Below are 13,273 nucleotides of genomic sequence, written 5' to 3' on the forward strand. Positions count from 1 at the left end.
TCGGTTATCGTCTTGTCCTAGAACGTAACCCGCGCACCGACAGTCACCCGCCGACCGCCGTTGTATTGAATACTGCTCGGATAATAATAATCGAAATCAGAAGTACTAAATGTCGAAGCGAAAGCCCTTCGGACATCGGCATCTTTGGACCCTCTCAATAGATCATCACCCTCAAGATAGACGATCATGCGCGGCATTCGGCCCTTTCCATCGAACTGATAGGCCAGACGGGCATCTAGAGTATCGAAACCTGGCGTTATTTCATTAATGTTGAACTCATCTCGTGAAAAGGACGATGCAGACTGGTATGTATAAATAACACTACCGGAGAAATGACCGTCCTCATAACGGAGCGACGCATTTCCAGCCCACTCCGACTGACCCGCAAGCGGGCCAAGAAGTTGCAAAGTAACGTTTTCCCCATCATCGTTGCGCGCTGCTTCAACTTCACTGAACTCACTTTTCGTGTAGGTGAGATTGCCGACCACACTAAAGTTTTCGACCCAACTTGGAGCTCTCTCACCCAGAAAGTCGATTTGTCGAATGACTTCCAACTCGGCGCCGTAGATTTCGCCACCCTCACCGTTTATCGGACGACGGATGGCATATTCGGTCACGTCTGGAATGTTCAGCAACGCTGGATCGATCTGCTCTAAACCTTGCAGACGCTCCAGAATGCGATCGCGGATCGATGCATCTGTTGGCTCAAGTGGTTGACTAAACTGGGTAAAGTTATTCGCCACGTCCTTATAAAAAAGACCAAGTCTGACCAAACCTGGATTATCCTTAAAATAGTAGGACAAATCTAAGTCGAAATTGTCTGTAACCGTTGGCTTAAGATCTGGATTGGGTTCGCTAATTTGCGCCCGTTCAAAACCAGTTCGAAGATCCAGTAAGAAGTTTGTCGGGCGGGCGAGCAGCGCAATGGTCGGCAGGACCGTTGAACGAAAATATGCACCACGTACAACAATTTGCTCATTGGGGCGATAATTCGCGATCACGCTTGGCGTCCAGAGCTCCTGTTCACTTTCGGCGTCTATGTAATCAACGAGACCCACGCTCGCCAATTCGATACGCGGAATAGTTACGACAGCCGTTCCAGGAAGAAAAACTGTGGGAGTCGAGATGAGGCGTGAATTCCTTTTTTCGCGCTGATAACGGACCCCGCCGATAATCTCCAAGTCGGAGACATCAACCTTCGCCTCGATATAGGCCGCAAGTATCTTCTCGCCAATTTCAGCTGGAGATATAGCAAGAGCGTCTTCTTGAGGCGTAAGCTGTCTACGATCATTGAGTCGAAGACGCGACTCGTTGATCTCAGTCGATGGATCATCTTCAGCTCGGTAAATATCGAACAACTGATCGATAATTGGGCCTCCTGAACCCGCATTAAGGCGACCAATCGGAACACCGAGCCCAATATCGGAAAAGTCGGACAAGGCGTATGCGGAAGAATTCAGCTCCGACAGAAAGACATTACCTCTCTGACCATTTCGCCGCTCCCGCCCAAAGCTAAATGCACTCTGTAAAGCGGTAGTAGAGAGATTGTCATCTCCGTTTTCTCGGACACGGTCTTCGAACTTACCCCCAACCTCGATGTAATCCAAATAGGATCCACCGAAATAACGACGAACATCCAGTTCGAAAACCGTATTCTCGCTCGTATCGACCGTATCAGCCTGGCTTGCTGTCAATAGGGCATATTGAGAAGGATCATCGACGTAATCGCGACCCGCAGCTGTCAATGAGAGAATAGGAATACCATCCCCTACAAAGTCAATAAATCCGCCTACAACGCGCGGTACTGCCGGGGAGTCGTCTTGAGTGATTATAACGGTGTTTGGGTCCGCATATTCATCAATCAATGATTGCGTGGTGCTCCGCGTGTTCTGGAAACTCAAGAATGATCGGTTTCTTGCACGCTCTGAATCAGAGTAGCCGATCTTGTAATCGAATTCCCAGTTATCAACGTCGGTCTCGCCTCTAAAGCTTATAGAACGCGTCGTCAGATCCTCAGATTGGTCTGTCAGAGCGATACTCGACGACAAGCCCAAAGCATATTCACGTGGCCTGATCTCACCACCTAATTCGGGAACGGGCATCTGTGTTGGACTGAAAGCTAGCGCAACATTCTGCAATGTGCGGGCTTGAGAAAAAACTGCGTCGCTTTCAATCTGCTGTAGATCCAGTCGGAAACGCGTATGGTCGTTCCAATCATAAGCGGCGTTTAATGACATAGTTAGGTTTTCGGAGTCTCGATCTTGCGAGACATAAGCCGCTCCGGTATATAGCGGCTCATCAATCTCCGGGTCGAATGGGAAATTAAAACTCTCGGGCACCCTGAATATATTAGCAAAACCTGCCGGAAGCACGGAGTCGAAACTCATTAACGCATTGGTGTTATAGTTAGTTCGCTTGGAATCTCGGTATTGTACTGTCGCCGACAGACCAAAGTCCGGGGTCAACTGGTAAGCCCCTGTCGCGGACAGTTCGACCTCGTCGCCAAAGCCGCTTACAAACGGCGTTTGCCACTCAGCGCCAAGATTGAGATACCTTTCTCCATAATCGAGACCGGAACGTGTCTCGATCTCTACAAGCCCTCCCGAGCCAGTCGCCTCTTGACTTGGTAAGAGCGACTTCTGAATAGTCACCTGCTTAATGTTGTCGGTCAAGAAGCCAGATAAATCGATACCCCGATCAATCCCGGTCCCCTGCAAATCGATACCGTTTAGTTGAATATTGATCGCCTGATCATTGAAACCACGAACCGAAATCCGTTCCCCCTCACCAGTCGCGTCGTCGCGCGTGAAAGTTACGCCGGACACCCGCCGCAGCGCTTCGGACAAGGTCTCCGCCGGAAAATCCCCCATCAGGTCCGACGATACCACCGTCGCGCTGTTCGTCGCCGCCCGTTGCTGGTTCAGCGCCTGCTGCAGGGCCGAGCGGTTGGCGTAGACGACGACCTGGTCGGTAACGCTATCGGTCAGGGAAAAATTTGCCTGGGTTTCCTCCCCGGACGAAACGCTGACGCGCTGGCTCTGGAAGTCGGCGCCGAGATAGTTGACGGACAGGCTGTATTGCCCGGCCGGTGCGGCGGAGAAGCGGTAGAAGCCGCGCGTATCGGTCGATTCCGTGCGCCCCAGCCCTTCGATCAGGACGATGGCGCCGGCCAGCGGCTGGCCGGAGAACTGATCCACGACCTGGCCCGTGATGACGCCGGTCTCGGCGTCGAGATCGAAATCGTCCGCCATAACCGTGGCCGGTGTCTCCTCCACGACGGGCGCAGGCGTCGGCGCGGGTCTTGGTGCGGTCTGGGCCGTCTGCACGACTGGGCCTTGCGATTGCATCTGGGCGCCGGTTTGCATCGGAGTCCCCGACATGTCAGTCGTCGTGATGACAAAGACATTCGGGCTGGGTTCCGCGACGCGCAGATCGGTGCCACGCAGGATACGCCCCAGATCGGCGCGCGCATCACCGGTCAGGCCGATCTCGGCCTCGACATGGCGGCTGCCGACATCCGCCGAATACATGACTTCGACGTTGGATTCACTGGCGAACCTGTTGAGCACGCTCGACAATGTGTCGTCGGACGGCGTCAGGGGCTGGGCCTGTGCCGCAGCGCAGATCAAACTCAGCGCGGACACGCCGCCCAGCAACCGTACGGCGCGACAGGCCAAGACATGCGTATTTGTCGATTTCGTCATGGTTCTCCCCTTGATGACCGGTCGTTCCGGAAACATGCAGATCCTTGGATCCCCTCGCGGACCTGCACTTATTAGAACGCAGGCGGGACACGCCCCCTCAAAAGAAAACGTCGCAAATCCGACATTTTCCTGACACGCGCCCAGCGGCCCTTCGAAAAACCGTGCAAGAAGGAGGCCGCTCAAGCCGTTCATCCAAACGATAGGCGATCACGAATTCGATCGCGCGCGCCTGCGCGCACATCGAGGATGAGGAGTTCGCCGGACGATGGATCTGGCCATATTTGTCTGGCCATATTGATCCGGCCATGGGGTCGGATGCTTCGGCAAGTATCACGGCTGGAGCGGGCGATGGGATTCGAACCCACGACATTCAGCTTGGGAAGCTGACGCTCTACCCCTGAGCTACGCCCGCCGCATCGCCATGCTTAAGCCGCAGGATGGTGCGGCGCAAGGCGATCTGCACCTGCATCATGACGGCGTCATGCCGGCGCGTTATCTGAAGCGACACGCCGACAGCTGACGAGCCCGACATGATGCGTTTCCGCCCGATCCTTTCGCACTGCGCCGCCATGACGGTCGCCACCGCAACCCCGGCATTCGCGCAGACGGCCGAGCCCTGGGCGTTCAAGGATGCCGCCGCGAAGCTGCGCGCCGCGTCCTGCCCGGACCGGGATCCGGCCATGACAGCCTTCATGGCCTTGGATGCGACGGTCGAGGCCGTGAGACTGGGGGCGCCCGACGCGGTCGCCGCGCAACTGCCCGGCCGGGTTCGCTTCGCGGGCGGCTGGGTGTTCGATGCACCCGGTCCGGAATTCGGCGGGCTGTCGGGTCTGGCCGCCGGGCCGGAGGGCGACCTGCTGGCCGTGGGGGATACGGGCCGGTTCGTCCGCATCGGCATGGAGGACGGCGCGCCGGACGGGCGGCTGTCCACCGCGCCGATGCGGTTCGAGACCCCGCTGGTCAAACCCGGCAAGCTGACGGCGGACGCCGAGGGGCTGGATTATCGAGGCGGCTTGGCCTTCGTATCGTTCGAACGGAATTTTCGCGTATTGGCTTTCGATCTGGGCCGCTGCGGCGCGAATGCGACCGGCGTGACGGTCGCGAACCCGCCCGGACGCTATGGCTGGACCCGGGTGCGCGCCAATGCTGGTCCGGAAGCGCTGTGGCTGGATGCGACCGGCACCATGCGCATCGCCTATGAACAGCCGCGCGACGGGCGCGCCGTGACGGGCACGGTTCTGTCGGACGGCACTGTCGGCCTGTCCGATCCGGCCACGGATCCCGCGCTCGATCCCGGCTACCGCCCGGTCGGCGCGGACAGCACGACACTGTCCGACGGCCGCACGGTCACGGCGCGCCTGTTCCGGGCCTATGACCGCGACCGCGGCAACCGGGTGCGGCTCGACATCGAAGGTTTGCGCGGCGATCCGCTTGTCTCGCTCCGCCTGGCTCCGCCGCTGGCGACTGATAATTTCGAAGGGGTCGCGCTGGTCGAGGCCGAAGACGCGTTGCGCGTCTTCCTGCTGTCCGACGACAATTTCTCGGACCGGCAGCGCACCTTGCTCTACCGGTTCGACATCGCACGCTAGGATCCCGGCAAGGCGTCCGCCAGCACGGCGGCGCCGTAGCGCACCGGATCGGTCGTGGGCAGGTTTGTTTCGGCCGCGGCGCGGTCGATCGCCGCGCGCGCTTCCGCGTCCGGAAGGCCTTTCGTGTTGACGCTGACGGCGACGCTGCGCGCGGCCGGGTTGGTGAGCCGCGCGCACGTCAGATGCGCCTGCAGGCTTTCGGCCAGGCCGGGCACGGCCCAGTCCGGCAGGCCGCGCATCGTCCGGCGCCCGGCCGCGTGACAGAGGATCAGCGCATCGGGCTGCGATCCATGGACCAGCCCGGTCGTGACCGCTGCGAATGTGGGATGCAGGACGGTCGCCTGCCCCTCGATCACGTCCCAATGGTCCGGGTCGTTGTCGGGCGACAGAGCTTCGGCCACCCCGGCGATGAAGTCGCCCGGAATCGTGTCCAGCGCGGTGCCATGGCCCGCGATCAGCGCGCCCGTCTGCCCCGTCGGGCGGAAGGTGGCGGCCACGCCGCGCGCATCGAGCTCCCGCTGCAAGGCCAGCGCCGTGAATTTCTTGCCGACGCCGCAATCCGTCCCGACCATCAGCGCGCGGCGCCCGGTCCGCTTGCGGCCCGTGGCCAGAGGCATCGGCCCGCCCGGCCAGTGGCGGACATCATGCAGCGCCCGGCCATGTGCGGCGGCGGCTTGCGCGAGTTCCGGCACGTCCGACAAGCGCTGATGCAGTCCGGCGACGATGTCCAGCCCGGCCGCGAGCGCCTGCACCAGAGGCGGCACCCAAGCGTCCGGCAACACGCCGCCCCGATTGGTCACGCCGATCAGCACAGTGCGCGCGCGCGCGGCCTGTGCCATTGGAAAATCCATGTCCGGCAGGCCCAGATCGATCTCGCAACCCGGCAGGCGGAACTGCGCCAGGCAGTCTTCGGGCGTCCAGTGCAGCACGCCTTGCGCCGTCTTGGCGCCGAATTCCCGGCCCGCATCGCCGAGGAACAGGAGGTAGGGTTTAGCGATCGTCCGCATGGCGGTCCCCCGCTCCCCAGACGGCCGGATCTATGGGGGTGAACAGGCCGTCCTCATCCAGCCGCACCGGTTCGTCCGGGAACCAGAACGGTCCGTCCAGATCGACATAGTCCGCGCCCTGGGCCAGTAGGTGCGCGGGCGCAATGGCCACGGCCGGGGCGACCATGCAGCCCACGAAGATCCCCAGGCCCCGCGCGCGGGCCGCGTCGCGCAAGGCAAGTCCTGCGGTAAGCCCGCCGCATTTGTCGAGCTTGATGTTCACGTGGCTGTAGAGCGGGGCGACCCGGTCCAGATCGGCCAGCGTCTGCAGGCTTTCATCCGCGCAGAGGGGGATGATGTCCCCGGCAGCCCGCAGCGCATCCGCGCAGACGGGGTCGGTCTCGCCGCCCATGGGCAGGGGCTGTTCGAGCAGTTCGTAGCCCTGGTCCTTTGCGACAGGGGCGAGCGCGCCGAGTTGCTCCGGCGTCCAGGCGGCGTTGGCGTCGATCACCAACCGAGTCTCCGGCGCGGCACGCCGCACGGCACGCATCCGGGCGGCCTCCAGCGCCGCATTGCCGCCCAGCTTGACCTTCAACAGCGGGCGCCAGCTCTCGGCGGACGTTTGCGCCGCCATGGCGTCGGGCGTATCCAGCACGATGGTGAAGGCGCTGGGCAAAGCGCGCGGATCGACCCCGATCAGATCGGCAACCGTCCGGTTCGCGCGGGCGGCCTCCAGCTCCCACAGGGCGGCGTCCAGGGCCGCCATCGCGCCCCCTGCGGGCAGGTGATCGGATAGCGTCTCCCGGACCGTGTCGCCCGGCAGTCCCGCCAGCTGTGCCTGCATCGCCTCCACGCTTTCGCCGCGATAGCGCACGCCCGTCGCCGCGCCGCGCCCGACATGGATGCCGTCGCCGACCGTGACACTCAGCACGGGCTGGTGCGTGCGGGCGCCCGTGGCAATTATGAAAGGCCGCACCAGTTCGGGTTGCGTCACTCGCACCGTGATGTTGAGGGGTGTTGTCCGTGCCGCGTCCGTCATGCGCACGCGATAGCGAGCGGGACCGGGCTTGACTAGGTGCCCTGCGGACCGCGCGGCGATGCGGCGCGTTGACGGTGGGACCGATAGCGGCGATCCGGACCCATGCCCACGCCCTTTCCCTTGAAGTCCGTCTCCGGGTCTCTGGACACCCTCACCGCGTCCGTCCGCACCCCGTCCCCCGGCGCGTTGCCGCCGCGCGACGGCGCGGTCCTGCAATCCGTCTATGACCGCGAGGCCCACCATATGCGCCGGATGCGCGACGGATCGGCGCCCGCGCTCTGGTACGACTGGGTGCCGCAGGCCGCCTTGTCCGTCTCGGGGCGGGAGCACGGGCGTCTGGGAGACATCGATCATTTCACGGCCGAGCCGGTCGCCATTCGCGGCACGGGCGGGACCGTGGTTCCGCAGGGGCCGGGCACGATCAACATCTCCGTGCTGAGCCGGCATCCGCGCCATCCCGGCATCCGCGAAACCTATGCCGCGCTATGCGAGGCGCTGCGGCAAGGTTTCGCCGCCATGGGGCTGGAGACGACGACCGGCGCGCGGCCTGGCAGTTTCTGCGACGGCGACCACAACATCCTGCTGGAAGGCCGCAAACTGGTCGGCACGGCCCAGCGCTGGGCGCTCGCGCCGGACGGCGGCGCGGTCTGCCTGCATCATTGCGTAATCCTGTCGGGCGGTTCGGCCGAAACGCTCTGCGCGCGAGCGGAAGCGCTCTACGCCCATGCGGGACGGGATGTGCGCTATGACCGGGATGCCCACTCCGCCGTCCCACTCGACCGCGCGGCGCTTGGGGCGGCGATGGAAAAACCTCTCCGGGCGTATATCGTCAGGTCCGAAGAGGACCGCCTATGACGACCGAGACCGCCGCCGACAGGTCGCATCTGCCGCTGAACGGCATCTGCGTGGTGGAGTTGTCCACCATGATCGCGGCGAGCTACGCGGCCATGATCCTGGGCGAACAGGGCGCGGACGTGGCGCCCTGTTCCAGCGCGAACGCACGGGCAGAGGGTCGCGCATCGACCTGTCCATGATCGATGCGGGCATGCATTTTCTTCCCGGATGGATTGATGGGTGGCACGCTGTTGGACGACGATGTGGTGCACCTGGATCCTCTGACCGCGACCTATGCCGTGATGGAGGCGCGCGACGGCCCGGCCCGCGTCGATGCCGGACGAGCATGGGGCGGAAGTGCGGGCGGAGGCGGGCTGAACCGTCGCTAGAGTTCCGGGAAGCCTTGGTCGGCCAGGAACGCGGCCATGGATTGGAAGTGGCCTGGACATGTATCGCCCGTGTCTGTTCGGGTCACTTTTTCCAGCTTGTCCCCGAAACCGCAATCCTCGCAGATTTCCATGAAATGATTGCAGTCCGGAAAGGTCGCAACCGTCAGATTTCCAGACCGACCGATCGTTTCTTCGTAAAGTCGTTTGGTCTCGCGCCAGTCGATCTGCGTATCAGCTTCGCCGAGTTGAGCCAGCACGGGCAAGTCGAAGCCGCGCAGCATCTCGTCCATATCGTCAATGAACACGACCAGTCCCGTCTCGGGGTCGAGCGTTGGCGGATTGTCCTGCAGGAATCGGGCGTAATCGAGATAGCGCTCTTGCGTGTATTCCCCGCGCAAGAGTGTCATGAAAGGATCCGCCATGAGGTTGGGCGTCGCGGCGACATACGCCTCATAGGTCCCGCCTTGGAGTTGGATGGCAAAGCCTTCATGCCACTCTCCCAGCAGCGTCTCGATGGTATCCTCGTCATAGCCCCGCAATCGCCAGTTCGACGTCATCAGATGTTGCATGTTGCTGAGCGGCCCCGCTGCGCTGACGGAGATCCAGAAGTCTATGTCCTGATCGTCCTTGATGACCAGCGGAGCCGTCCATCCGCCACGGCTGAGACTCCACAATCCGATCCGGTCTGCGCCTGCAACGCCGGCGTCGCGCAACGCCCGTATGGCCGCTGTGACCTCTCCGGCAGAGTTCTCGACCGGCTGCTCGGAATCGAACTCGCCTTCGCTGTCGCCATTGCCCGACTTGTCATAGGCGTATGTGGCAAGGCCGTGCTGAGCGAAAAACTTGCGCCAGCGCATATAGGCCCGCCCCGTCGAGACATGGGACCGGCCGCTGCCATGCACGAACACGACCAGTCCTGCTGCCTCCGTCCCGGGAGGTTGGTCCAGAAGCCCGGCATAGCGCTTTCCTTCGAAGTCGAAGCCGAAAGGCTCCGATATGAATGGCTCGGCCTCGGTTTGCTCCGTGACGGCGGTCTCGCTCGGCGCGGACGCCTTGGCTTTCACATCGACCCTGTTCGCATCCGAACAGGCAAGAAGCCCCGACAAAGTCACAGCAGCTATGCAAGGCCGCAAAGCCCATCGATGAAACGTCTTTTTGCCCGGTCCAGACCGAACAAGACCAAGAGACCGCACCAATCGCACCATGTTATCCACCGCTCAGACCTGTTGAACGACCTTCACCGACGTCCCCAGATCACATAAACGACATTTGACGTATTTCAATGGCTATTCGTGGTTTTCATGAACAACTGTCTACTTTCTCTGTTGGCAAGAAAAAAACCGCGCCCGAGGGCGCGGCTGGTCAACGTCATTCGGCCGAATATCGCGCGAGGTTGGCGAACTGGTTCCTTCAGTCGCCGATGCAGCTGTCAGGGCAATGTCGCCTCACGCGACGTTGGCGAACTGGTTCATCGTGTTGTGCGCCCCGCCCGCCTTGAGCGCGCGGTCGCCGCCGGTCATTTCCTTGAACGTGTCGCCCAGGTCGGAGCCGACTTCGTGCTGGTGCTTGACCGCGCTGACGCCGCCGCGGATTTCCGCGCGCTGGACCTCGCGGACATAGGCCAGCATCTTCTCGTCGCCGTAATAGCCCTCCGACAGCCGGTCCATGCCGAGCGCGTCCATGTGGAAGGTCGGCAAGGTGATGAGGTTGTGGAACACCCCGGCTTCGCGCGCGATGTCCGTCTGGAAGGCCTGCAGGCGGGCGTCGGCTTCGATCCCGAGCGGATCGTCGTCGAAGTCGGCACTCATCAGGCGGGCTTCGTCATAGTCGTCCGCGGTGATCTTGCCTTGCTCGATCCAGTCCTCGCGCACCTGTTTGCGCAGGTTCAGCGTCCAGTTGAAGGACGGCGAGTTGTTGTAGGTCAGCTTGGCGTGGGGCGCTTCCTCGCGGATGCGGTTCACCATGCCGGCGATCTGCGCGACGTTCGGTGTCGCGGTTTCGATCCAGAGCAGGTCCGCGCCGCCATCGTTGAGCGCCGCGATGCAATCCTCGACCACGCGGTCCTCGCCCGTATCGGGCTTGAACTTGTAGAGGCCGTTGGGCAGGCGCGTCGGCTTGACGAGCTGGTCGCCCAAGCGGATCGCGACGTCGCCCTCTTCCAGGTCGGTCAGCGTTTCGACCGGCGTCGCGTCGAGCCATTTCGTATACTCAGCCGCATGGTCGCCGGCTTCGCGGGAGACGGGGATCTTCTGCGTCAGGCCCGCGCCAAGGCTGTCCGTGCGGGCGACGATGACGCCGTCATGCACGCCGAGTTCCTCGAACGCCATGCGCACGGCGCGCAGCTTCTCGATGAAGTCCTCGCGCGGAACCGTGACCTTGCCGTCCTGGTGCCCGCACTGTTTGGCGTCCGAGACCTGGTTCTCGATCTGGATGCAGCAGGCACCCGCCTTGATCAGTTCCTTGGCCAGCAGATAGGTCGCATGGACGTTGCCGAAGCCCGCATCGATGTCGGCGATGATCGGGCGGACGTAGCTTTCGAAATTGTCGATCTTGGTGATCACCGCCTTGCGGGCGACGTCGCCCTCGGCGGCCTTCAGTTCCGCGAACAGGTCGTTCAGATCGACTTCGTCGGCTTGGCGCAGGCTGGTGTAGATCTCGTCGATCAGGTCCGTCACGGCCGTCTTCTCGTGCATGCTCTGGTCGGGCAGGTGGCCGAAACTGTTGCGCAGGCCCGCCACCATCCAGCCGGAGAGATAGACATAGGCGCGGTCGAGCGTGCCTTTCTGGCGCTTGATGGCGCGCATCATCTGCATGGCGTGGAAGCCGGACCAGCAGCCAAGGCTTTGCGTGAACTGCGACGTGTCCGCGTCGTAGCGGGCCATGTCCTGGCGCATCAGCGTCGCCATCGCCTTGGCGATGTCCAGATGCGTCTCGTAGGTGTTCTGGATCTTCAGCTGGGCGATGTCTTCGACGTCGATCCCGCCGGGCACGCCGTCGGGATAGCGGACGGTGATCTCTTGGATGGTTTGCGTGTAGCTCATCTTATGTCTCCAACATGTCGTAGGCGGGGATCGTCAGGAATTCGGGCAGGTCGGCGGAGGTGGCCGTCTCGGTGAACAGGCGCGCGGCCTCCGGGAAACGGGCGGGCGCGAAACCGTCGCCCAGCTCGGTTTCCAGCTCGGTCAGGACCTCGTCGAAGACGCGGCGGTAGAGGGTGCCGCTCATGCGCTCGGTCGTGCCGTCCTCCATCCGGACGTCCGCGCCGTGGCGCAGCCATTGCCAGACCTGGGCGCGGCTGATCTCGGCGGTCGCGGCGTCTTCCATCAGGCCGTGGATCGGCACGGCGCCCCGGCCCGACAGCCAGGCGGCGATGTAGCGGATGCCGACTTCGATATTGGTGCGCAGACCGGCTTCGGTGATGGTGCCCTCATGCGGTTCCAGCATCGCTTCGTCGCTGATCTTGCGCGGCTGGCGCTGACGCTTGATCTGGTGCTTGCCGGGCATGTGCGCGTCGAACGCTTCGCGGGCCGTCGCCACCATGGCCGGGTGCGCGACCCAGGTGCCGTCGTGACCGGCGCGGACTTCGCGGTCCTTGTCGGCCGCGATCTTGGCGAAGGCCGCGTCGTTGGCCGCGTCGTCGTTCTTGACGGGAATCTGCGCGGCCATGCCGCCCATGGCATGCGCGCCGCGGCGGTGGCAGGTGTCGATCAGGCGAAGCGAGTAGGCGCGCAGGAAATCGCGGTCCATGCCGACCTGGGCGCGGTCGGGCAGGACGAACCGCTTATGGTTCCGCAACGTCTTGATGTAGCTGAAGATGTAGTCCCAGCGCCCGCAGTTCAGCCCGGTGATATGCCGGCGCAGGACGTAGAGGATCTCTTCCATCTGGAAAGCGGCCGGGAGGGTTTCGATCAGGACGGTGCATTTGATCGTGCCGTTCTCGACACCGAGCGCGGCTTGCGCGAAGTTGAACACATCGTTCCACAGGCGCGCTTCCTGATAGCTTTCCATCTTGGGCAGATAGAAGAACGGGCCGCGATCGGACCCGGCCAGCTTGACGCCATTGTGGAAGAAGAACAGGCCGAAGTCGAACAGGCTGGCGCTCATGGGCGCGCCGTCCACGGTGACGTTCTTCTCCTCCAGATGCCAGCCGCGCGGACGGACCAGCAGGGTCGCCGGATCGTCGCCGACCGCGTAGCTCTTCCTGTCGGTCTCGAGCGTGAGGTCGCCGTTTGTGTAGTCGATCATGTTGGCCTGACCCTCGACCATGTTGGCGAAGGTGGGCGAGCTGGCGTCCTCGAAATCGGCCATGAACTGGGTCGCGCCGGAATTCAGCGCGTTGATCATCATCTTGCGATCGACGGGGCCGGTGATCTCGACGCGGCGGTCGGTCAGCGCCGCCGGGGCCGGATCGACCTCCCAAGCGCTGTTGCGGATGTGCTGCGTCTCCGGCGGGGTGCCCGGCAGCTCGCCGTCGTCGTAGCGGTCCTGGCGCAGCTGGCGGTCCGACAGCAGGATCTTGCGCTGCGGGCCGAAGCGGCGTTCGAGGTCCGCGAGGAACAATAGCGCATCGGGGGTCAGAACGCGCTCGATCTCCGGCACATCCGGACCGACCATCTTGGCCAACACGCGGTGGCGCGGAATGGCGGTCGTGGTCGTGTCGGTCGGCGCGTTCATGAAACTCTCCATTGATGGGAGGGTCGGGTTAGCGCGCGAATTTGTACGTGTCTGTAAA

The 13,273-nt window shown here is 62.7% G+C and carries 10 protein-coding genes and 1 tRNA gene; 4 read left to right on the forward strand and 7 right to left on the reverse strand.

Translation table 11 applies throughout. From position 1 onward, the window contains the following. Positions 1–17: 17 nt before the first annotated feature. Complete coding sequence (locus tag Q0718_RS09690; protein ID WP_298917014.1) at positions 18–3,704, reverse strand: TonB-dependent receptor; 3,687 nt, start codon at positions 3,702–3,704, stop codon at positions 18–20. 337 nt (positions 3,705–4,041) lie between these two features. Then, positions 4,042–4,116, reverse strand: a tRNA-Gly gene (locus Q0718_RS09695). A gap of 118 nt (positions 4,117–4,234) precedes the next feature. On the opposite strand from Q0718_RS09695, the gene Q0718_RS09700 reads away from it, so the two are divergent. Further along, the gene (locus Q0718_RS09700; RefSeq protein ID WP_298917017.1) at positions 4,235–5,293 is read left to right on the forward strand and encodes an esterase-like activity of phytase family protein; all 1,059 of its coding nucleotides are present in this window, start codon (positions 4,235–4,237) and stop codon (positions 5,291–5,293) included. On the opposite strand, the gene Q0718_RS09705 is transcribed toward Q0718_RS09700, so the two are convergent. Both Q0718_RS09705 and Q0718_RS09710 read right to left on the reverse strand, forming a co-directional pair. Then, positions 5,290–6,300, reverse strand: a complete 1,011-nt coding sequence (locus tag Q0718_RS09705; protein WP_298917019.1) for a DUF1611 domain-containing protein — start codon at positions 6,298–6,300, stop codon at positions 5,290–5,292. The two genes, Q0718_RS09700 and Q0718_RS09705, sit on opposite strands and share 4 nt — an antisense overlap. Further along, positions 6,284–7,318, reverse strand: coding sequence for an enolase C-terminal domain-like protein (locus Q0718_RS09710; RefSeq protein ID WP_298917020.1), 1,035 nt, complete (start codon positions 7,316–7,318; stop codon positions 6,284–6,286). The genes Q0718_RS09705 and Q0718_RS09710 overlap by 17 nt, the downstream gene beginning before the upstream one ends. 102 nt (positions 7,319–7,420) lie before the next feature. On the opposite strand from Q0718_RS09710, the gene Q0718_RS09715 reads away from it, so the two are divergent. From Q0718_RS09715 to Q0718_RS09725, 3 genes are read left to right on the forward strand one after another with little or no spacing between them, the layout of a single operon-like run. Continuing rightward, entirely contained in the window at positions 7,421–8,173 is a 753-nt protein-coding gene (locus tag Q0718_RS09715) for a hypothetical protein (RefSeq protein ID WP_298917023.1), read from the forward strand. Beyond that, positions 8,170–8,352, forward strand: coding sequence for a CoA transferase (locus Q0718_RS09720; RefSeq protein WP_298917025.1), 183 nt, complete (start codon positions 8,170–8,172; stop codon positions 8,350–8,352). Before Q0718_RS09715 ends, Q0718_RS09720 begins: the two co-directional genes overlap by 4 nt. 36 nt (positions 8,353–8,388) lie before the next feature. Continuing rightward, the gene (locus Q0718_RS09725) at positions 8,389–8,541 is read left to right on the forward strand and encodes a hypothetical protein (RefSeq protein WP_298917028.1); all 153 of its coding nucleotides are present in this window, start codon (positions 8,389–8,391) and stop codon (positions 8,539–8,541) included. On the opposite strand, the gene Q0718_RS09730 is transcribed toward Q0718_RS09725, so the two are convergent. The 3 genes from Q0718_RS09730 to aceB form a co-directional block, all read right to left on the reverse strand. Continuing rightward, complete coding sequence (locus tag Q0718_RS09730) at positions 8,538–9,647, reverse strand: alpha/beta fold hydrolase (protein WP_298917031.1); 1,110 nt, start codon at positions 9,645–9,647, stop codon at positions 8,538–8,540. The two genes, Q0718_RS09725 and Q0718_RS09730, sit on opposite strands and share 4 nt — an antisense overlap. A 339-nt stretch (positions 9,648–9,986) precedes the next feature. Further along, a complete protein-coding gene (locus Q0718_RS09735) occupies positions 9,987–11,582 on the reverse strand; it encodes an isocitrate lyase (RefSeq protein ID WP_298917033.1) in 1,596 nt (531 codons plus the stop codon). Position 11,583: 1 nt separating this feature from the next. After that, positions 11,584–13,215 carry a malate synthase A gene (gene aceB, locus Q0718_RS09740; RefSeq protein WP_298917035.1) on the reverse strand — a complete coding sequence of 544 codons (1,632 nt, stop codon included), beginning with the start codon at positions 13,213–13,215 and terminating at the stop codon, positions 11,584–11,586. Positions 13,216–13,273: the final 58 nt, after the last annotated feature.

The organism is uncultured Algimonas sp. (assembly GCF_947498175.1).
GTDB lineage: Bacteria > Pseudomonadota > Alphaproteobacteria > Caulobacterales > Maricaulaceae > Litorimonas.